This window comes from Clostridium beijerinckii (assembly GCF_008705175.1).
Taxonomy (GTDB): Bacteria; Bacillota; Clostridia; order Clostridiales; family Clostridiaceae; genus Clostridium; species Clostridium beijerinckii.
In genome coordinates this window covers 4,807,838-4,831,114 of record NZ_CP043998.1, presented here as the reverse complement: position 1 = coordinate 4,831,114, position 23,277 = coordinate 4,807,838, and the positions used below count along the sequence as shown (strand labels likewise).

16 protein-coding genes and 1 pseudogene are annotated in these 23,277 nt (G+C 29.3%); 13 read left to right on the top strand and 4 right to left on the bottom strand.

The window, feature by feature from the left end; translation table 11 throughout:
• The first annotated feature begins 1 nt into the window (after position 1).
• Together F3K33_RS21685 and F3K33_RS21680 are read left to right on the top strand one after the other, a co-directional pair.
• Entirely contained in the window at positions 2–2,206 is a 2,205-nt protein-coding gene (locus F3K33_RS21685; protein WP_039769547.1) for a cellulose biosynthesis cyclic di-GMP-binding regulatory protein BcsB, read from the top strand.
• A 530-nt stretch (positions 2,207–2,736) separates the two neighbouring features.
• A complete protein-coding gene (locus F3K33_RS21680) occupies positions 2,737–3,471 on the top strand; it encodes a phosphatase (protein ID WP_039769544.1) in 735 nt (244 codons plus the stop codon).
• A 641-nt stretch (positions 3,472–4,112) separates the two neighbouring features.
• Here F3K33_RS21680 and F3K33_RS21675 read toward each other — a convergent pair.
• Entirely contained in the window at positions 4,113–4,385 is a 273-nt protein-coding gene (locus tag F3K33_RS21675; RefSeq protein WP_039769542.1) for an acylphosphatase, read from the bottom strand.
• A 437-nt stretch (positions 4,386–4,822) separates the two neighbouring features.
• Between F3K33_RS21675 and ndk the strand changes: the two genes are divergently transcribed.
• Positions 4,823–5,230 carry a nucleoside-diphosphate kinase gene (gene ndk / locus F3K33_RS21670; RefSeq protein WP_012060389.1) on the top strand — a complete coding sequence of 136 codons (408 nt, stop codon included), beginning with the start codon at positions 4,823–4,825 and terminating at the stop codon, positions 5,228–5,230.
• Between the two features lie 728 nt (positions 5,231–5,958).
• Positions 5,959–6,819, top strand: a complete 861-nt coding sequence (locus F3K33_RS21665) for a YcdB/YcdC domain-containing protein (RefSeq protein WP_012060388.1) — start codon at positions 5,959–5,961, stop codon at positions 6,817–6,819.
• 95 nt (positions 6,820–6,914) lie between these two features.
• Here the strand turns inward: F3K33_RS21665 and F3K33_RS21660 are convergent, their stop codons facing one another.
• On the bottom strand, positions 6,915–9,389 hold the full coding sequence (locus tag F3K33_RS21660; RefSeq protein WP_023973255.1) for a transglycosylase domain-containing protein: 2,475 nt from the start codon (positions 9,387–9,389) through the stop codon (positions 6,915–6,917).
• A gap of 106 nt (positions 9,390–9,495) precedes the next feature.
• Here F3K33_RS21660 and yunB point away from each other — a divergent pair, with 106 nt between their 5' ends.
• Positions 9,496–10,167 (top strand): sporulation protein YunB, encoded by a 672-nt coding sequence (gene yunB, locus F3K33_RS21655; RefSeq protein WP_023973254.1) that lies wholly within the window; start codon positions 9,496–9,498, stop codon positions 10,165–10,167.
• A gap of 347 nt (positions 10,168–10,514) precedes the next feature.
• Here yunB and hpt read toward each other — a convergent pair whose 3' ends face one another.
• A complete protein-coding gene (gene hpt / locus F3K33_RS21650) occupies positions 10,515–11,036 on the bottom strand; it encodes a hypoxanthine phosphoribosyltransferase (protein WP_023973253.1) in 522 nt (173 codons plus the stop codon).
• A 660-nt stretch (positions 11,037–11,696) separates the two neighbouring features.
• Here hpt and hflX point away from each other — a divergent pair.
• The 6 genes from hflX to F3K33_RS21620 all read left to right on the top strand — a co-directional run bounded on the left by hflX (position 11,697) and on the right by F3K33_RS21620 (position 19,468).
• Positions 11,697–13,487: a GTPase HflX gene (gene hflX / locus F3K33_RS21645; protein WP_039769539.1), complete on the top strand. Its 1,791-nt coding sequence runs from the start codon at positions 11,697–11,699 to the stop codon at positions 13,485–13,487.
• Positions 13,488–13,568: 81 nt separating this feature from the next.
• Positions 13,569–14,111: a hypothetical protein gene (locus tag F3K33_RS21640; protein ID WP_023973251.1), complete on the top strand. Its 543-nt coding sequence runs from the start codon at positions 13,569–13,571 to the stop codon at positions 14,109–14,111.
• A gap of 298 nt (positions 14,112–14,409) precedes the next feature.
• Complete coding sequence (locus F3K33_RS21635; protein WP_023973250.1) at positions 14,410–15,330, top strand: nucleotidyltransferase domain-containing protein; 921 nt, start codon at positions 14,410–14,412, stop codon at positions 15,328–15,330.
• Positions 15,331–15,357: 27 nt separating this feature from the next.
• Positions 15,358–16,800, top strand: a complete 1,443-nt coding sequence (locus F3K33_RS21630) for an aminotransferase-like domain-containing protein (RefSeq protein WP_039769537.1) — start codon at positions 15,358–15,360, stop codon at positions 16,798–16,800.
• Between the two features lie 393 nt (positions 16,801–17,193).
• On the top strand, positions 17,194–17,841 hold the full coding sequence (locus tag F3K33_RS21625; RefSeq protein WP_039769536.1) for a YigZ family protein: 648 nt from the start codon (positions 17,194–17,196) through the stop codon (positions 17,839–17,841).
• Positions 17,842–18,730: 889 nt separating this feature from the next.
• Complete coding sequence (locus tag F3K33_RS21620) at positions 18,731–19,468, top strand: YebC/PmpR family DNA-binding transcriptional regulator (RefSeq protein WP_012060379.1); 738 nt, start codon at positions 18,731–18,733, stop codon at positions 19,466–19,468.
• A gap of 754 nt (positions 19,469–20,222) precedes the next feature.
• On the opposite strand, the gene F3K33_RS21615 is transcribed toward F3K33_RS21620, so the two are convergent.
• A complete protein-coding gene (locus F3K33_RS21615) occupies positions 20,223–22,160 on the bottom strand; it encodes a PAS domain-containing sensor histidine kinase (protein ID WP_039769533.1) in 1,938 nt (645 codons plus the stop codon).
• Between the two features lie 506 nt (positions 22,161–22,666).
• Between F3K33_RS21615 and F3K33_RS21605 the strand changes: the two genes are divergently transcribed.
• Positions 22,667–22,876 (top strand): hypothetical protein, encoded by a 210-nt coding sequence (locus tag F3K33_RS21605; RefSeq protein ID WP_023973224.1) that lies wholly within the window; start codon positions 22,667–22,669, stop codon positions 22,874–22,876.
• A 50-nt stretch (positions 22,877–22,926) separates the two neighbouring features.
• A pseudogene (locus F3K33_RS21600) lies at positions 22,927–23,208 on the top strand (YebC/PmpR family DNA-binding transcriptional regulator); the annotation flags it as partial.
• Between the last annotated feature and the right edge of the window lie 69 nt (positions 23,209–23,277).

Genomic DNA, 23,277 nt, shown 5'->3' with positions numbered 1-23,277 from the left:
CATGAAAGGATATATTTCAAATAAAGTAATGAGGAACAATGAAAAGCACATCTTTGGAGTATTATTTTTTTTCGTGTGTTTTATTTTTTCTACAGCGATTTTGATATTTAATACAGGTGCTGAAGTATTTGCTGCATCTGAAGGAAATAATATAGAAACAACTGAAAGTATAAAAACTTATAGTTTAAGTAATGACATATCCTTTAATGGAACTTTTTCAAGTAATAGTATATATTTCAATGTAGATAAATGGTGGGAAAATACTAAAGCTGAAGTTCAAGTGAATTTTTCTATAAATCAATTAATTGATAATAGTAAAAATTCCTATATAAAATTATCCGTTAATGGAACTCCTTTTTATTCTCAAAAAGTTTATTACAGAGCAGATTCAGAGGTTCAGCAGTTAACGGTATCTATACCAAAGGAGCTAATAAAAACTGGATCTAGTGAATTAAAAATAGAAGCTTACTTAAGATCATCATCTGAGGACCCATGTGTAGATGATGTTAATTCAGCTAATTGGTTTGTAATAAAAGATGGTACTAACATAAAAACAACCTTTAACAATATTATTTCCAATAATAAAATATCTGATATTCCATATCCATTTTTAAAAAATTATGATAATGATAGTGATTTAGAGGATTTATTAATTATAATTCCAGATGATTACACTGATTCAGAGCTTAGTGCTGCATACATCTTAAATTCATATTTACAAAAACTAAATGATAAATATGAAAATAAAATAAGTATAACTAAGTATGGAGATTTTCAAAAAGGAGAAAATACCAATAATATATTTATTGGAAAATTTAATAGTTTTCCTAATGAGTATACAGAAGAAAATGATCAAAGTGATGAATGTCTTATAAAAATATCAAATTCATTGTATTCAAAAAATACAAATATTAAAAACATGATGATTTTGTGTAATGATGATGACAACTTAATAAGAGGAGTTAAAGCACTGGGAAACCAAGAGTTAATATCTCAGTTAAGTGGTGATACTTATAAAGTAAATAAAGATTTAAAGGTAGATACAGTTCCAGATACTAAAAGTGGAAAAATCACTTTTGACAATATGGGAATTGGTGAAATACAGTTAAAAGGTGTTTTTAGAAGAGAAGCTGGAATAAGCTATAGTATTCCTAAAAATAAGGTTTTTTCTCAAAGCGATAAGCTTAAAATTTTTATGAGATATTCAGATAATCTTGATTTTGATAAATCTTTAGTTACAGTGTACGTTAATAATACACCTATAGGAAGTAAAAAACTTGATAAGGGTAAGGCTTTAAATGATGAATTGGAGCTTAGTTTACCAAATGATATAAGTTACACAAACTATTTAGATATAAAGCTTGGTTTTGATTTAATTTTAAAAGATACATATTGTGAAAAAAGAGAAGAGGCTATGCCTTGGGCCCTTGTTACAAGAGATTCGTATTTATATATTGGTGATAACGATACGGAAGGATATTATTTTTCAAGTTACAGTGCACCATTTGTAAAAGACGAAATGTTTAATGATGTTGCGATGATTGTGCCTGATAGTCTAAGTTCTAAAGAAATGAATTCATTAGGAAAAGTTATTGGTTTTTTAGGAAAAGATGTTGCCTACAACAATGGAGATCTTAAAGTTATCAGTAATTCAAATGTGACAGCTGATGATAAAAAGAAAAATGTAATAGTCTATGGAACACCAAAAACTAATAAATTGATTTCAGAGATAAATGATAAATTATGGTTTAAGTATGATGAAAGCTATTCAAAATTTTTATCAAATGAAAAGCTTCAATTAACAGACCCTTTTAGCTATAAGATTGCAAACTTCCAATTTGATATATCAAAATATAATAGCCAAAAGGTAATGCTTGTATTAACATCACCAAATAATAAAGTATTAGAGGACTCACTAAATTACTTAAGTGTAACGGATATGTTTCAAAAACTTAATGGAGACTGCGCAATAATAGATGAAGAGGGTAATATTAAAACATATAAAATGAAAAAAGAAACTACAAAGCCAGTTTATGAAAAGGTAGAGGAATTAGGCAGCAATGCCAAGATAATGCTTATAATAATAGGTTTGTTTATAATATTTGCAGTAATTGCTATAGTTCTATATTTATATAAAAACAAAAGCAAAGACAAGAGCGATAAAGGTAAAATAGGAAGTAGAAGAAGACGATACAATAAAAAATAATAAGTTAGTATATTGAGTTTATTTTTCATCATACTGATTCTATAACAATAAGGTTCTGTATAGTAATTTGCATTGTTCACATTAACAGTCGTTCTGTTTGGCACAATTCAATTAATATCATATTCTGTTCTGTTGGGGAATTATAGTTGTATAACTTAACCACATCTCCGCTAAGTATATTGAACTAATAGAGAATATAAGAGAACAATATACTTATTATGAAAAATAATTATAGTATTTTGTATTTGTTATTTTATGTTTATAAATGCATCCAACTTTTAATTATTTTTAAGTAAATGTTTTCTGAGGCCTGATCGTATTTGAATAAAAATTTAAATATGATAACATAGTAATTGAGAAAAATAATAATTAAATACTTTATAAACTATATTTGTTGTAATGTACAATTCACATTTCACAACGCACAATTAATTGTAGCTAAAGTTCTTGTAATATTTTTAGAATTACGATGAAGAATTATTTTTGCAACATATATAGTTTTGCCAAAAATAGATAAATGGGGTGATATAATGAAATATGCATTAGATGTGCATACTCATACTATAGCAAGCGGCCATGCTTACTCAACCTTAATGGAAAATGCAAAAGCTGCTTCGGAGAAAGGAATAAAGGTGCTTGGTACTACAGAGCACGGAATTACTATGCCACATTCTCCGCATATATGGTATTTCAATAATTATAAGGTGCTGCCAAGAGAACTTTTTGGAGTTACAATGCTTTATGGAACTGAGGCTAACATAATTGATTATGATGGAAGCTTAGACATGGATGATTTAACATTAGAGAAATTGGACATTGTAATTGGAAGTATACATGATGAAGTTTACAAAGTTGGAAATATTGCAGAAAATACACGAGCTTTTATAAACGTAATAAAGAGTGGAAAAGTTGATATAATTGGTCATCTTGGAAATCCAGGAGTTCCAGTTGACTTTGAAGAAGTAATAAAGTGTGCTAAGGAAAATGATGTTTTAATAGAAATTAACAATAGCTCATTTACAACATCTAGAATTGGAAGTTTAGGTAATTGTACAAAAATAGCATCGCTATGTAAGGAACATGAGACTAAGCTAATAATAAATAGTGATGCGCACTTTTGTACTCGTATTGGGGAATTTACAGAAGCTATTAATATGCTAGAATCAATAGAATTCCCGGAAGAACTTATAATAAATAATGATCCAAAGGAATTATTATTGAGATTAAAGAAAAGAGGTAGAATAAAAGATTTAGAAGTAGAATAATTGCAATAGAAATTAAACAATAGAATGTATGATAAGCTAAATTCTTATAGATATCCAAATTTAAAATTATATTTATGTGTGGGAAAACCGAAATTAGATACAAATTTGTTCCAGCGGACTAGTGAAATTTTCGCTGGATAGTTCTAAGTGGAAGGTTGAACTCATTTCTGCATGCTCCAAAAACAAGTTTAGGACAAGCAGAAAATGGAACAACCTTCAACTAAGAACTATCACAACTCAATTTCAAATGCCGCTTTCTCAAACATGTATCTAATTTCTAGTATAATTCACAAAGATTAAAGTATAGGTATATCTTTTGGGTTGGATATCTATAGTATGGATACCCAATCATAAACTATACGTAAACTATGAAATATCCTCCAGATAGAAATGAGTAATATACTTTTGTGGAATGTTTCATTGGTAATTATGATGGATGTGATTCTTTGGCTATAAGTTGTTCCAAATGTGCTAGTTCAAAGCTTATTCTTTGAGGCTAGCACTTTGGATGCAACTTTATAGACTTAGAATCACCCATCAGAATTACCTAGAAACTGGAACAAAAGTATGTTATTCATTTCGGAGAGTTATCTGTATAAGTTCAGGTATTAGTTGGGTTATGTATACATTCTATTTTTTGACTAATATTTAATTGAAAACTTTTTTTCACCATCTAATACTGGAAGTATATTTAAATCTATATCGGAAACTTTAGCAAATCCATTTCCTTTTTTTATTTCGGAAACGAAAGATAAGACATTAGTTTCTAGTCCTTGAACCTCAATTTCTACATTTCCGTTCATAAGATTCCTACACCAACCAGTTAAATTTAGTTTGCAAGCTGTAAGTTGAATAAAATATCTAAAACCAACACCTTGTACTCTTCCTTGTACTATTGCTGAATATCTAATCATGTGTTTATCCTCCAATTCCTTTATAAATCGATACTTTTGATAAAATATGTTTTTCTCATATCAGGCCTATTAGGTCAATTTGCTGATGAGCAGAGAAACCAAATCTATGATTTGGTGTGAATTAGTTAAGCAGACATTCAAATCTGTGATTTGATGATGGCCGCTTACTCTGTGAATACTCAGTGAGCGCATGTGAGTCGAGCTTCCAATGATGTAAAATAGGATGGCAAATATACTTGTTATTTATTTGATTGTTCCTAGCTATAGTGATTCATATAACTTAACATATATTTCATTATTTATTTTTTTATTATATCATAATACATCTAAAAATTAGATGATAATCACAAAAGTATTTAAAATTTTCAGAATCTTTAGTATAATGTATATGTATTAGGGAATAATATGAATTAATTACACTATATGGAGGTCTTCGTATGATTGAAAGAAGCGTAGTATTAGTTAAACCAGATGGAGTAGAAAGAAATATAATAGGAAATATTTTAAGTTGTTATGAAGATAATGGTTTAAAAATAGTAGCCCTAAAGCTTATGAGAGCTACAAGAGAAATTGCTGAAAAGCATTATAGTCAACATAAAGGAAAAGACTTTTATGAGGAACTTATAACGTTTATAACAAGGAGCCCACTATGTGCATTAATATTGCAAGGTGAAGATGCTGTAGCAAGAATAAGAAAGATTAATGGAGCAACTAGTCCAACAGATGCAGAAGAAGGAACAATAAGACATAGATATGCTAGAAGTAAGACAGAAAATTGTGTTCATGCATCAGACACTGTAGAAAGTGCTAAAGAAGAAATTGCTTTATGGTTTCCGGAAATATAAAATACGGACTTTAAATGAATGAATAATTGAATATTAGATTTAAAAAGGCCTACTTAGAATACAATTAGTATTTAAAGTAGGCCTTTTTGTGTGTGGAGAATATAGATATCCAACTGTAAAACTAAATTTATGTGGTAACTTACCGAAATCATAAATATTTTGTTCCGAAAAGCTATGAAAATATTGCTGAAGGTTCTAAGCAGCAGGGTGTATCCACTTTAGCATGCTCCAACTTTCAGTTTGACAAGCTAAAATGGAACAACCTACAGCTAAGAACCTTTAACAGCTCATTTTCAAATGTTTTCTACACAAATATATTTATGATTTCTAGTGAAGATACGAGCTTAAAGTATTAGAAATTTTACAAATATATTCATCTAATAAATCTAGTTTTGAAGTTGAACACCATGGAAATTGAAAGTACAAAGTTCTAATATATATTACGAAAATAATCCTTCATAATAATTCCTAAAATACTATAAGAATTTTAGTTGTAATTGTGAAATGTGCATTTTGAATTGCAACATATATGAGTTCTAAATTATATAGTCATTCTTTATAAAATTATTCAGTTTGTAGTGTCTAATAGTCTAAATAAGGCTCTGATGAATTAAATTTGGATTGGCTGTTGGAACAGATGGAATTGTTATTTTTTTGAATGTGACTAGTATAAAAATATGGTATAATAAAATAGAATAGCAATGTTAAGTCTGCAAGGGAGGTAATTAATGAAGTTAAGGAAAGCGAGTATTATAGGGGGAATAATTTTAGTTTGTCTCATCATAATAATAGTCATAATACTGTATAATCTGATTGGTCCAGGTGCAAAAGATATTAGGGCATCTAAGGATTTTATGGCTAGGTTATATTCAATTAATGCAATAAATACTGAACAAAATTTAGAATCTATAAAATATGAAAGAAGAAGGACGCTAAATAGTCAGAATGAATTAGTTCATAGAAGTATAGTAACTCAAGGTTTTGGTATAGATTTAGATAAAGATAATAATGTAATAGGTTTTGCAAAAAAAGAAATTCCAGCAAATGCAACAAAAATTAATTTACAAGATGCTAGAACTTTAGCAGAAGGGTACTTAAAGAACATATATGATGGAGAAGTGGTCTTAAAGACAATTAATAGCAATGAGGATGCTAAAAAGCTGCCATATTACTCATTCATATATACAAAGCAAAAGAATGGATATCCGTTTTATTTCGATGAAATAAAATTAAATATTGATAAAGAAAGTGGATTTCTAGATGGGTATTCCAACTCTACAATGCAAAGGGAATGTAAAGATCCTGTAATAAATATTTCTAGTGGAGAAGCAAAAAAAATATCCGTTGACTCTTTTGAAAAATACAATAAAGAAACTGTAGTTAAAGATGAAACTGATTTAGTTTATGCAGATAATAGAATGGAAAAAGAAAAAAATCCAATATATGAAGTCTGTTACATTGTAACTATAGATGGTAAAAATGATAAGGAGGCAAATATTAGTTGGAAGTTTTTTATTAGCGCTGAGAGCGGTAATGTTTTAAATATATTAAAAGATGGCGCTGAAAAAGAAGTTATTACAAATAAATAAAAAGATAGAGGATAATCTGATATTTGATTATCCTCTATTTTTATTTATTTTATAGAAATTTAAAATTTAGCAAATTCATAACATACTTGAGCTATTTAATTATTTGTTGGTGGATGCTGATTGTTACTACCAGGTCCGTAAGAATTATGTGTAGTATTCTTGTTACCACCAGTGCTAGCATTATTAGAATTTGAATTATTATTCTCATTATTATTTTCAGTTTTCTGTGAAGGTTCCGTACTACCAACGACAGGTGGAGCTAGTGCGTCATTATTAGTTGCAGGAGGAGTCTCGGAATCTGCTGGGGCATTACCCGAATTTGAATTATTATCTGCAGGGTTTAAATTAGCCGAAGATCCGTTATTAAAATTATATCGATTAGTACCAGAGTGTATTGTGCAATTTGAAGTTGGTTGTGTTCCATCGATGAATAATTCTTCATAAACCCTGCTTCCTCTAAGGTCAAAATTACAGAAAAGGGTTGAAAGTTCACCAGAATCCTTACAAACACTAGCTTTTACTATTCCGCTAGGCTCTTCTATATCTTTTACCTCTAACTTTGCATGAGCTTTAGCCATTAATTTTCCCCAAACAACAGCGCACCCACTTGAACTACCATGGAGTTCTTTAGGATTATCATATCCAATCCAAACAGAAGCTGATAAGTAAGGTGAAAGTCCTGCAAACCATAAATCTGTGGAATTAGAAGTAGTACCAGTTTTACCAGCAACAGGCATATTGCCCCACTTTGCACCAGTAGCATTGTATTCATTTACTGGTCCTTTTAACATATCATATAGAATATATGCAGCTTGTGGTGAAAAAACTTTTGCTTGTTTTGGCGAAGTATTATCAAGTAAAACTTTACCTGTAGAATCAACTACTTTTGTATATAGCATAGGCTCTGTATATATACCGTTGTTACCAAAGCTGCCATATGCAGCAGCTAAGATAGATGTATTACCACCGTCCCTATCACTTGGAGAGTTATTGAATTGTCCTAAAGCAACAGCTGCCATTGATGACTTAGAAGCAGCGTTATACTTTAGACCAAGCTTTTCACCGTATTCAATACCAGTTTTCATACCGATCTTATCTTCTGTTAAAACTGCACCAGTATTCTTTGAATGCGTAAGAGCATCTCTTGAGGTCATAAGTCCTGAATATTCATTAGGGGAATTTAGAGGATTATAAGGACCATCTTTTGCTGGAGAATACTTCTTTCCGATTTCAGGAGGTATTGGTGCATCATTTATAGGTGTTGCAGCAGTTATAATTTTTTGATCTATGCCAGGACCATATACCGTTAATGGTTTTGTAGACGATCCGATAGGACGCAAATCATTATAAGCTCTATTTATTGATTGCGGACCTTGTTTACCACGTCCCCCAACCATTGCAAGAACATGACCATTTCTATAATCCATTATTGTTGCGGACGCTTGTAATAAAGGAACACCATCTTTATCGTAGCTTTCCTTGTTATTAATTCCTAAGTTTTTATAATTATCTAAAGTAGATTGGGTAAAATCTTGAAGATCTTTATCCATGGTTGTATAGATTTTAAGACCACCATTAACCATTAATTTAGATACTTCTTCATCTGAATATTTATATTTTTCCTTTAAGTCTTCTTTTACCTGAGACACAGCAGGATATACAAACCATTCATAATTTAATCTATAATCCTTTTTAATTGATTTAAATACTAGACCACCATTTTTAACATCGTTAGCGGCCTTATCATATTGAGCGTCATCAATATATTGAAGCTTATGCATCTGACTTAAAACGGTAAGTGTTCTGTTAATATAAGGACTTGGATCCTTTTGATTGTTATAAGCACTATATGAACTTGGAGCTTGAGTAATTCCGGCTAGATATGCACATTCAATCAAAGATAAATCAGGTGTGCTTTTACCAAAATATAATAAAGATGCAGCCTCTACTCCATACACATGACCACCTAGGGGGATTGTGTTCAAATAAGCTGTTAAAATTTGATCCTTTGTTAATGCTTTTTCTAAATTAATAGCTAAATAAGCTTCCTTTATCTTTCTTTCAATAGAAACATCATTAGTTAAAATTGTGTTTTTAAGTAATTGTTGAGTTAGTGTAGATGCTCCATGTAGTCCTTTTTGTCCAGTAACAAATCTCTTTGCATCTAAAAAAGCTGCACCTACAATTCTCTGAATGTCTATTCCATTATGTTGGTAGAATCTTTCATCCTCGATGGATACAAAAGCATTTTTTAAGTTAGATGGTATTTTGCTTGAATCTATAACGTAACGTTCCTCATCAGTCTGCATATTATCCATAAAGTCCCCAGCACTATCATATATACTGGAAGGTTGGTTTAAAGTTAATACAGCATCGACATTTAGAGGAGGCGTAGTTTTTATAATAGCAAAAGCATAACCTGCGCATACTACTAACATTGCAAGAAAACAAAATATAAAACCAAAACATATGCCCTTAAAAATTTTTTTTGATTTCTTTTTCTTCTTTTTAGATGGCTTTTTTTTTCGTGGGGCATTGTTTGGTTTTTTCACGTTATCATTAATTGCCATTTTATCCTCCTAAAATTACAAGGTATATAATTTAATAATATTCTATATCATTATAGCATAATTATAGTATGATTAAATAAATAACTCAATAATAAAGGTGTTGACAATGCAATATTATACAAGACGAAAAACGCATAAATACATATCATTTATAGTACTTATTATAGTTATTATTGTCATTTTAAACATAACTGTAATGTTTTTTGATCAAAGGGTCATGCCCTCTGTGACAGAAATAGCGACAATAATGGCAAAGTCCCAAACATTAGATATAATAAATAAAAAAAGTGTAGATATTTTATCAAAAGATTTTAAGTATGATGAGATGGTAAAAATTGAAAAAGACAACCAAGGCAATATAATTTTAATTCAAGCGGATACTGGAAAATTGAATTATATAGCAGCTGAATTGTCTACAGAATGTAATAAAGAATTAAGTGATATGAAGAACAATGCAATAAAAGTTCCTTTAGGCTGGATGAGTGATAAAAGTGCCTTTTATAATGTTGGCCCTAAGATAAGTGTTGAGATAGAGCCTATAGGAAATATAAGTACAAGTTATGAATCTAAATTTGAAAGTGCTGGAATTAATCAAACTAGGCATAAGATATACTTAAATGTTACAGCTAAAATCAGGCTTAGACTTCCACTAAGGAATCAAGATGCTGAGGTGAGCACACAAGTTCCGGTTTCAGACACAATCATAGTTGGAAAAATACCAAATACAACTCTTGGATTTCCTACAAATGATCAGAGCAAGAGTGGGGATACAAATTAAAGGTATAGATAAACATTATATAACCCAGACTTATGCTATAGCTTACCGAAATTATAAATGTTTTGATTCCGAAAAACTATGAAAATATCGCTGAAGGTTCTAAGTAGCAGGTTGTATCCACTTTAGCATGCTCCAACTTTAAGTGTGACAAGCTAAAATGGAACAACCTACTATTAAGAACCTTTAACAGCTCATTTTCAAATGTTTTCTTCACAAAAATATTTATAATTTCTAGTGAATATATAAACTTAGGTCTTAATTTGGATATCCATAGAAAAAAGGTTATAAGAATTCGCCTTATAACCTTTTTTCTTAAAATTAAATTGAATAGCCTTACCTATTTGTTTTTATTCCCAGTTAAATACGTAAGGAACATTTCTATAATAATCCCCGTAGTTTAATCCGTATCCAACTACAAATACATCGTCAATTTCAAAACAGCAGTAATCAGGTTGTATATGTACTTTTCTACGAGAAGGTTTATCAAGAAGAACACAAGTCTTTACAGAAGCTGGGTTCAAACCTTTTATGTAATTATAAACGAAATCCATTGTAATTCCAGTATCAACTATATCATCAACTATAAGAACGTCCCATCCTTCAATATTATCAGAGATATCATTAACTACTTTAACAGACCCAGAAGATGTTTCGCTATGTCCGTAGCTTGATGTAGTCATAAATCCTATTTTAGCATCTAAATCTATAGCTCTAGCTAAATCAGCAGCATAGATAAAACTTCCACGAAGTAAAGATAAAATGTAAAGTTTTTTACCTTTATAATCTTCAGCAATAGTTTTTCCTAATTCCTTTATTCTTGTATTAATTTGTTCTTCAGAAAAAAGAATGTTACGTTTCTTATCTTCCATGTTTAAAAAACTCCTTTTATATTTATTTTTCAAATGTACACATTTCCTTAAAAATACACAGCTTATTATTAGCATATAAGTTCTAAAATAATATAACTCATTCTATTTGGTTTACAATAACTGATAGTTTGAATTTATTTTTGATGAATTTAATTTTTTAGAATACATAATATATTATGTTGCAATTCACAATGCACATTTCACAATTCAAAATTACGGCTAAAATTCTTGCAATATTTTTAGAATTATGATGAAGAATTATTTTTGCAATATATATGATTACAGATAAAATACTCATAGGTATTTATAAATTGTTGCATATTTTTCAAGTTATGTGATAATTTACTCTAAATTTATAAAATGTATATTGTCAAGTGTAGATTATTAAAGTTATAATTAATGAATTAATAGTATAAAATTATATGAAAGTTGTCAAGATAGGGATATGAGGAAAATAGCGAGTTAAAGATGTAATGAAAAGTTCTTATGTGCAACATACAGGCTCTTTTCTAATATGTATATTTTGCGTCAGGAAAGTAGGAAGGTTTAACTTATAAAGAACTATCAAGGTAAACCTAACGATGCAGTATGACACGAGATAGATAAACATACTGGTTTGTTATTTTCTTAAATATCCCTTGGCTAATGTGAGGTGTTTATATGATATATGGAAATATTGAAGGAATTAGAAAATCTTTAATAGAAGAGTTAGAGAATATTTATTCTATAAGAAATTTAAAGGATGAAATATGTAATGAAGAAATTCTAAATATTATTTCTAGAGTTTCTAGTTTTATTGAAAGAGAAATCAGTGTAGCTATAAATAGAAAAGGTAATGTCACATCTGTTGCAATTGGAGATTCTACATCTGTTGAGGTTCCAATAATAGATATAGATGAAAAGAGATTATCAGGTGTTAGAGTTATACATACTCATCCAAATGGTTATTGTAATCTTTCAGCGCTAGATTTAACAGCTCTATTAAAATTAAAGCTAGATGCAATTATATCAGTGGCTATAACAGATGGGAATATAATAGATTTTTCTTTGGGAATGCTTAGTTTATATAACAATAAATTAGAAACAGAAGAAAAAAGTAATCTTTCTTTAAATGAAATTATGTCTATAAATATTTTAGATAGGATAAGATTTATAGAAAATTTAATTAAGAATAATGATGTCATAGAGGAAACAGAAGAAAAAGCAATATTAGTTGGTTCTGATACAAAAGAAAGTCTAGAGGAATTAGCAGAGCTTACAGAAGCCTGCAACATACCTGTTTTAAAAACTGTATTCCAAAGCAGAAGTAAAATTGATGCAGCATACTTTATTGGACGAGGTAAAGTGTTGGAAATTGCTTCTATGAGGCAGGTAGAAAGAGCTAATGTAATAATATTTGATGATGAGCTTTCAGGATCTCAAGTTAGAAATTTAGAAGCTGCATTAGGAGCCAAAGTAATAGATAGAACAACATTAATATTAGAAATATTTGCAACAAGGGCTAAAACTAAAGAATCAAAAATTCAAGTAGAGCTAGCTCAGTTGAAATATAGATTAGGTAGATTACAGGGACTCGGAACTATATTATCTAGAACAGGTGGTGGTATAGGAACTAGAGGACCTGGAGAAAAGAAGCTTGAAACAGATAGAAGACATATAATGGAAACAATATATGATTTAAAAGATGAGCTTAAGAAAATAAAAAGAACTAGAGAAGTACAAAGAGAAAAGAGAAGAAAAGAAAATATTCCTAAAGTATCTTTAGTTGGATATACTAATGCAGGAAAATCAACTTTAAGAAATACACTTTGTGATTTGGCAGCAAAAAATGAAAATAAAACTAAGGAAAAAGTATTTGAAGCAAATATGCTTTTTGCAACATTAGATACTACAACAAGAGCTGTAACTCTAAGTAAAAAAGGAGTAATAACTCTTACAGACACAGTTGGTTTTGTAAGGAAATTACCACATGATTTGGTGGAAGCATTTAAATCAACTTTAGAAGAAGTTATATTTTCAGATCTTCTATGCCATGTAATAGATGTATCTTCAGATAGTGCAATAGATCAATATAATGCTGTAAATGAAGTTTTAAGTGAGCTTGGGGCTATAGATAAAGAAACAATATTAGTTTTAAATAAAATAGATAAAGCTACTGAAGAACAAAAAGCGCGAATTAAAGAATTTGCAGTAGGAAATTTTGATGTAATAGAAATTTCGGCTAAAGAAAAAATAAATTTAGATAAATTGCTAAGTTTAATTGAGGAAAAATTGCCATATAATTATAGAAAAGTAGAGTATTTAATACCTTATGAGAAAGGCGATATTCAATCTTTCTTACATAGAAATGCTAGAATACTTGAAGAAGAATATAAAGATAATGGAACATATATGGTAGCAGAAGTAGATGATGAAGTTTTTAATAAAACTCAGGAATACGCTAAGATATAAGGTTAACTGATTAAATATAATAATAAATATAGTTCTTCCGTAATATACTTAAATAAGAATTGTTATAGGAGACTATAGTTTATGGAAACAAGTGGACCATTAAATCAATTAGATCCTAGAAGCGCAAGATCCCTAAGAACTGCTCAGAGGGCATTGAATCAGGGAAGTACAGGTGCTAATGCGACTGATGCCGCTGGTAATGAAAATGTATCATCGGATTTAAATAATGAACTAAGAGATATGCAGAATCAAGTATTAACGCAATTATCAAATATGAGTACAGCAATAGCACAAATAAGTGCAGCTCAAACTAATGTTGCTTCAATTAGAGTCGAGCAGATAAGTTTAACTTATTTTACTAGAGAGGTACGTCCTTTACTTGATGCATTATACTTTATCTCTATATCATCTTTAAATATAGCAGGAGTTGCACAGGTAATACAAAGTAATACTTTTGGTGAGAGAAAAGAACTAAGGGAATCATTGGAGCTTGTTTATGAAATGAATCACGAACTTAATCAGATATTAGAGTCATTAAGCAGGCGTTTGAAGATTTACATACATCAGATAAAGAAAATGGATAAAGATTGTCCGCCATTTGTGAATAGAACAGAAGATTCTTAGATATTATATTTAAGAATCTTTTTTTATTCGAATATTATGGATTTGAGTAGTACTGTAAAGTAGTACCTTTAAATAAATATTTCTTTACGTTATAATGTTAGTAAGTTTGTTATAAAGTAAAACTTTGATTCAGATGTGATTAAGCTTTATCTAGAATTTAATTGTACTTATGCCTTAAAAGGCAAGATCTCAAGAAGCTTGCAACTGTTATTTTTTAATTAAAATGAATAAATGCTTTAGGTGATAGCCATCTGATAAACAAAGTATACAATGTCTTAGTAAAAGAAGGTGAAATTAAGTGTCAAAATCCATATTAGAATATCAGAAATCCTCTGAAAAGTTAATAAATGTATTGAAGACCAATAAAAAAGTGTTGGCTATATTTGCATTTGGAAGCATAATTAGCGGTGATCTTTGGGAGGAATCTGACATAGATTTATTCATTGTATATAAGGATATATTTGATAATGTTAGAGACATATATTCTGAAATACTAGGGGTACCGGTACATATAAAGGTCCTAAATAAAGAAAGCTTTTTGGAACTATACGAAAGTAATGGGAATAAGGGAGTTATAAGGAACTTACTAATATCTTCTAAAATAATATTTTCAAGAGATGATGAAATTGAGAGCATTTTTAATAAAGCCAAATATAGTTTAGATAAATACAGAGAAACTTGGAACTTGGTGTATTTAGGTAATGTTATAAAAGATATTAGAGTAACTAAAAAGTATTTGCAAAACAATAGTGTTTTTACATCTTATGAAGTTTTAATAAGAGCTCTAGATAGTTTTGCTAAGTTATATTTAAATTTAAATGGATACACTGTAAGTAAAGACGCAGTAAAAATGGCTATAAACTTAAATAATAAATTTAATGTTATAGTTGATAATTTGTTTAATGATAAATGCGCAAAGGAAAATATACAAAACGCTGTAGATTATATCGAGAATTTTCTAGATGAAAATATAAATGAGGCAGCTAAGTCTTTACTAGACTATTTATATGAAAAAAATGCATTTTTAAGCTCCTTTGAGATAAAAAATAGTGATGAGTTCAAAGAATTTAATATAAAAATAGAAGATATACTAAAGGAATTATACAAGAGAAAATTGATAATGAAAGATACTAAAAATTTGGATTTGCCTTCTAATGAAAAATTAGTTAGAGAGAATGTGTATTCATACAAGAGTTATGAGGCACAATCAAAAAAATAGTCTTACAATCAATTAAAGGAGAGTTTTATGGATATTTATAAAGATTTTGCGTTTAAAGATGATGATATCCCTAAGTATATTCAAGTAGCTAATTATATAAAAAGTTTAATTGATAAAAGAAAGATAAAAGAAGGAGACAAACTTCCAACAATAAGAGAGCTGTCAAAAAAATTAGGCGTAAATAATGTTACTATAGTTAGTGCATACAATAAGCTTAAATCAGAAGGTTATGCCTATCAAAAGGTAGGAAGCGGTAGTTATGCAAAAAGAAAAGAAGTTGCTTCAAATTTTAGAAAAGAATATTCAAATGCATTAAAAAAGATATCCATGGGAGATTTAACTGATGTAATAGATTTTACTGGGGAGACTACAGGGGAAGTGCTATTCCCTATTGATGATTTAAAAGGAATTATAAATGAAGTTTTAGAAAGAGATGGAGCAAATGCATTACTTTCAGACAACAGAAATGGATATACTAATCTTATTTATACTATAAATAAAGTATTTTGGAATAATAAATTAAACAATGAAGACATAATAATTATATCAGGTGCTCAACAAGGAATTGATATTGCATCTAAAGGAATATTAAATATAAATGATAATATAATAGTTGAAAAGCCAACATATGTAGGAGCATTATCAGTATTTAAATGGAGAAAAGTTAATTTGTTTGAAGTGCCAATTGATGAAGATGGAATAAACTTAAATAAATTTGAAAAGATATTACAGAAAAACGAAATAAAGTGTTTTTATACAATGAGTTATTTTCAAAATCCAACAGGAGTAAGTTATAGTATAGAAAAGAAGAAGAGAATTTTAGACCTTGCAGAAATTTATGATTTTTACATAATTGAAGATGATTATTTATCGGAACTTATATATGAAAATTCATTAGAATATGTGCCGTTTAAATGGCTTGATAAAAATGATAGGGTAATTTATATAAAAAGTTTTTCGAAAATATTTCTTCCAGGAATAAGATTAGGATACTTAGTTGCACCAGAAGTATTCAGTGAAACTCTTCAAAATTCAAAGCACAATACAGATATAACTACTTCAAGTTTAATGCAGAGAGCCTTGGAATTATATATTTCGAGTAATAAGTGGAAAAAGAATATTAAAAATCTAAATGATGAATATATAAAAAGGTATACGCATTTAAAAACAATTCTAGATAGTGAATTTAAAGATATGTTAACCTACAATGATCCAAAAGGTGGATTGAATTTTTATATAACTTTAAAAGATGAGTTTAAGATTAATACTAAAGAACTTTTTATAAAACTTAAAAAGAAAAATGTATATATTACTCCAGGGGCTATGTTCTTTACATCACAAAATGATGGACAAGATTCTTTTAGGATAGCCTTTTATCAAACCGATAAGGAAAAGATTGAGAAAGGTATGAAAATACTTAAGGAAGAATTAATTTTGGCTAAGGAACTTAGATATGACAAGTTAAATTAACTAGTGAGAGATTTTATCGGATGTCTAGTACTGTAATATTCCCATATTCTATTAAAGTGGGAGATAACAGTGTGACACGCGACACTAGATAAGTTCAACTAACCTTCAGTGGTAGAGTTACCATCAAGGGGCACCTAAAAACTCCCTCTGAGGCTGAGTTTCACTTCATGTTAATATTCTTAAGAATTTTAGAATATATATTTTAAACAATATTAGAATATATATTCTGTACAATATATATTCTGTACAATATATATTCTTCAGAATATCCAGTGAAAATGCAGCATAGTAAGGTATCGTAATATTCTAATTATTTAAGTATGTATAAAGTTGTTTTAAATCAATATGCGTACTATATATTCTGATTTTAGATTGAAAAGGAGCTAGATTGATATGTCGTACATTACAGTAAAAGACTTTGGTGAAGATAGATTTGAAGAAAAAAAGTCAGAGTTTATTGGTTATGCAAAAAGGGTAGAAAATGAAGAGGAAGCTAAAGCTTTTATAAATGAGATAAAGAATATGCACAAGCAGGCAAGGCATAATTGCTCAGCGTATATAATCGGCAAAGACATGAATATTCAAAGATACTCAGATGATGGCGAACCACAGGGAACAGCAGGAATACCAATTCTTGAAGTGATGAAAAAAAGTAGGGTCACAGATTGTGCAGTAGTTGTTACGAGATATTTTGGCGGAATACTTTTAGGGGCAGGTGGTCTAACTAGAGCCTATACAAAAGGTGCTAGTATTGCAATAAAATCAGCTGGAGTTGTGGAAAAAGTTGAAGGCTTGAAATTAAGTTTTGAAATGGAATATGATCTTTTTGGAAAAGTTCAATATACATGCGGTCAAAATTCTTGGCATATAGAAGATACTGAATACAGCGATAAAGTAGTTGTTAATATATTAGCTGAAAAGTTAATGGCTGAAGATATAGAAAACGAGATCGTAGAAGTTACTAACGGAAAAGTAATAGTTAGAAAAAGTGAAGAGGACATATATTTTAAAGAGGGAAATAGATTATATTTGAGGATATAATTAGTATACTCATTATGGTTCGTTGCTTATATATAGACATCCAATTTTAAAATTATATTTATGCGTTAACTTACCGAAATCATAAATATTTTGATTCCGAAAAGCTATGAAAATATCGCTGAATGTTCTAAGCAGCAGGTTGTAGCCATTTTAGCATGCTCCAACTTTCAGTTTGACAAGCTAAAATGGAACAACCTGCAGCTAAGAACCTTTAACAGCTCATTTTCAAATGTTTTCTCCACAAATATATTTATGATTTCTAACGAAAGATAATCATTTATATATAGTAAATATGGAAATATGTTCACAGAATAAGTCTAATTAATAATTGCGATGTCTATAGTTACGTATTTAAAGCTCAACGAGACACTTGTAAAAGAATGAGAATACAAGCTAATTATAAAATTTATTATTCATGATTAACTACTACTGGAGGTTTTTATTTCAAAGTGAAAATGTAGTTTTAGCAATAAATTTTCTATAACATAGAACTTAGGTTTATATATGCTATAATGATAAATTTTCATTTAAATTCTAATGGATTAGATCCAAAATTGTGTTAAAAAGCTAGAGACTTGGCTGTAATATAATGTTATATTTTAATAAAGCTTATAGAAAATTATTTGGTGATAGGATAATTGTGAACTTATGTAAAATGTGGTATAATAGCTGTTGGATTTTGTATTTTAAAGAAAAAATAATTAATTAAATGAATAACTTGTAATAAGAATCGGTACAAATAGATATTATATATATTGTTAACATGAATCTATATTTAAAACTTTAGTAAGTTAAGTGCTAAAATAAGATCAAGATGTAGGGACTTAATTGCAATATATATTTATAAAAATAGAGATAATTATTACGAATAAAGTAAGGAGGAAAACATATGTCAGGACACTCAAAGTGGCATAACATTCAAGCAAAAAAGGGCAAGACAGATGCAAAAAGAGGTAAGATTTTTACTAAGATAGGTAAAGAAATTGTGATGGCTGTTAAAAATGGTGGAGCTAACCAGGATATAAATGCAAAATTGAGAGATGTAGTTGCAAAAGCCAAGGCAGCAAACATGCCTAATGATACTATTTCAAAAGCAATTAAGAAGGCATCTGGGGAATTATCATCAGTTAATTATGAAAATATAGTTTATGAAGGTTATGGACCTAGTGGAGTAGCTGTAATAGTTGAAACTCTTACTGATAATAAAAATAGATCTGCTGGAAATGTAAGAAGTGCATTTACAAAAGGCGGCGGAAACATGGGTACATCAGGTTGTGTATCATTTATGTTCCAAGAAAAAGGTGAAATTGTCATTGAAAAAGAAGATAAAGATGAAGATGAATTAATGATGATTGCATTAGATGCTGGTGCTGAAGATTTCGCATCAGAAGAAGAAGTATTTGTAGTAACAACTGCACCTGAAGAGTTCGGAACAGTTAGAGAAGCATTAGAAGCACAAGGCATTGAATTCTTAGAGGCTTCAGTTAAGATGATTCCGGATACATACACAGCAATAGATGAAGCAGATGCTAAGAAGTTCCAAAAGATGTTAGACTTACTTGATGATGACGATGACGTTCAAGAGGTTTACCACAACGCTGAATTCCCTGAAGGATGGGATGAATAATAGCTGAAGCTATTGCTATGACTTAGTTTCAGGAGTTTGTGAAAAATTGTAAAAACTGATATTGATTACGATGTACATTCAATTTTACATAATTTGATTGATGTATGTAGTATTTTAGAAACCATTTTCTATCTTAATTAGATAGGAGGTGGTTTTTTTGCTGTTAAAGGATATATTAGAGGAATTTATATTGGAATTACAGATACAAAATTATAATTTGAAACTGGTATTAGATGTTTAGAATTATGCTCAATTACAGATGGTGATGTAAAAAAACAGTTTAATTATAAGGTATGGAAAATATGGCATAAGAAATATGGAGTGATATATGATATAAGGGAAACGAGTAACAGAAAGGGGATTCCAGTAATGCAGATTTTTATTATTCGGGAGAAACGAAAACAGAAGAAGGTTCATATTGGATTGATTAGGATGAATCCTCTCCGTTTTAAAATTCACAAAACTCATAGTCCCCGATAGGAGATGTTTTTATCTAATAAAATCGATATTCTATAGTTATTAAAGGTTTAGGATAGTGAAGGGTGAACCATGCCATAGTAAAGAAGGTTTTTACTAAATTTTGATTGAATGTTTCGAGGAAAAATATACTGTAAGTGATATAAATTATTTAGATAGGACTTACTATTAAAAGTAAGTCCTTGATGCGTCTTAGCAGCTTGTTACGAATACATGTTATTCAAAAAAGCAAATTAGAGCAAAAGTTCGCCGCTTTACGATATTATTTTAATGAATTTTAAAAATAAATATCAGAAAATTCTACATTGGTAATCTCTATAAGACGGTTACCAAGTAGATCTATCATAGGTTTGTCGGTATTCTTTTCTACGAGTTTCTCGCAAGGAAGAAGGATGGTGAAGGTACTGCCCTTTCCTAATTTACTTTTAAGCGATATACTTCCACCTAAAGCTTCAACAAATCTTTTTACAAGGGATAAACCGATGCCTGCACCCTCAGCATATCTTGATATAGAACTATCAACTTGTCCAAATCTTTCAAAAATTAAATCTATCTTTTCCTCAGGTATTCCAATGCCTCTATCACTAACTTCAATGCATATGCTACCTCTTACAGAACGCATTTTCACAGTAATTGATTTTTCTTCTACTGAAAACTTAATAGCATTAGAGATAAGATTTAATAGTATTCTCTCATATTTCTCATCATCAATCCCTACTACCTTTTTAGTAATTGAAGATACAAATGTTACAGAAACACCTTTTTCCGAAGCATATATATTAACAGATTCAGTGATGGATTTTGTAAGGTGTACGATGTCGATATTTTTCTTATTTATTTTAATATTACCGGAATTGGCACGAGTAATATCAAGAAGGTTATTAACAAGCCTCATTTGTCTCAAGACATTTTGTTTTATCATTTTTACATAGTCTTTGGCTCTATCTGATAATTCATCTTTGCATATATAATTTATAGCCTGAATAGCTGAGTTAATAACATTCAAAGGAGTCCTAAACTCATGGGATATGATTGATAAGAACTCGTCTTTCATTTCTAATGATGCTTTTAGCGCTTCTGACTTCTCTCTCTCTTTTTTTAAAAGTAATTCTTGCTGTTCTTTAATAATACATTCCTTCCTAATGTCTTCTGTAATATCACGACTACGCACAATACTTAGTCGAACACTCTGGTCTAAGTTGTAAACTGGCCTACCTGAAATATTTATGTATCTAATAGTATCTCCTTGTACCATTTTTGCCTTGTAGTCATTTACAATGTGTCCTTTTTTTATCAATGGAAAAGGTCTTTCTTCTGGTGGTATTTCTGTATTATCAAAGGAAAAAAACTTTGTGTATGCATATCCATCACCATATTTTTTTAAGTTTTCACTAGGGAAGTAATCTCTCGCAGCTTTATTAAGTGTATAAAGATTTCCTTCTGTATCATAAATAAAAATTGCATCATTAATATTTTCAATTACTGCTTCAAGCTCGTCCTTTTGCTTTAGAATCTCTTTTCGATGAACAACTCTTTCAGTTACATCACAAGCATTACAAACAATGTATTTTACTCTTCCACCTTCAAATAATGGAGTTATGGTAGAGTCCCAATACGTTACACCTCTTTTATATTTATCATACATAAATTCTTTCAATACTTTAGTTTTTCCATTTGCAATTGTATCTTTCAACAAATTCTCAATAGAGCTGTCTTTAAATCCTGTAATAATATCATATATTGGCATACCCAATACATTTTCTTGCCTATTATATGGAGCCTCATAAAAATTAAGATATGTTTGATTAGCTTTTAACAGAGTAAAGTCTGGCGCACTATAAACAGCTATTCCGCTTAAATTGTCTGAGAGTATTTGGGAAAGATAACTAGACTCATCTTCAAATATTGACTTTACCTTTTCTTTAAAAATGTATATTTGTTTATCTATTTCTTTTATTACTTCAATATAAATAAATTTTACTTCAAGAGTTCTTGTAAATAAAAAATAATCAGATTTTACGTCGATATTTTCAATTTCAAAATTAGAACCAATCCTTAAAAATTTAAATAAGTCTGTAATATTTTTATTTAACAATTCATTCATTGAATACTCAGTTAAATTAGCGAAGAATTGGTTAACTTTAACAACAGTATCGTTACTAACAATTAAAAAAGATTGTTCATTCAGGTTATATAAGTGATCTTCATTATGCATAATGCTACCCCCAAGTACTAACTTCTTATGATTAGTGCTAAAGTGCACATAAGTTATATTTTAGCACATGGTATCATTATCTTCCAGTAAATATATTATTTGGGCGAGGTTTTAATACTTTATATTCAAAAATTATAATATTCTAAACAGTTTTACATTATTTTACTAGTTTGAATTAAATGTAAGGCAGAACTGGTCTGAAAAGAGAGTAAGAAATATAAATTATAAAATTGATATTTTATAGCAAGTGTATTCTTTGATTATTATAGAGACATAAGTTTAATTGTATAAAAAAGCACTATGTAATATAATACAATTAATATAATAACTGAGAGTTGAGAAAATAAAAATGGAAGAATGGAGACTTTAATAAAAGGAAAATACAAAACAAGAAGAATATATTTGCAGAATAGCAATTGTGCAAGAAAATTTATGGTTAATAGGAGATAAGGTTGTTATCTCATGTGATTTTGAAAATGAATTACCTAGAAAAGGTGGTTACGGATATGAAAAACGATAATATGAATTTAACAATTGAAGAAGCTTATAAATCAATGATAAATTTTTTAGAGAAGTATTATCAAAGAACTAATTCAGATGATATTGGTGGATTGCTAGGAGATATAATGCTTATAGATGAAGGTAGAACAGCAGACCCAGCATCTTGGCATGATTGGATTGAATCAGTGGAAAGAATGAAGAGTGAAAATAGATAAAGGAAAATGTAAGAGAACTTAGTATATACATTACTAGGTTATATTTTTATGAAGATGAATTAATGATAATTGCTTTAGATGCTGGTGCTGAAGATTCCGCATCAGAGGAAGAAGTATTTGTAGTAACAACTGCACATGAAGAGTTCGGAACAGTTAGAGAAGCATTATAAGCACAAGGTATCTAGTTATTAGAGTCTTCAGTTAAGATGATTCCAGATATATACACAGCAATATAAGAAGTAGATCCTAAGAAATTTCAAAAGATGTTAGACTTACTTTATGACGACGAAGAAGTTTACCACAATGCTGAATTACCAGAAGCAGAAGGATAGGGAGAAAAAAATATTTTAAGTTACTAAAAAATGCAAAACCACTGGATAATAATATATTCATTGAAATTA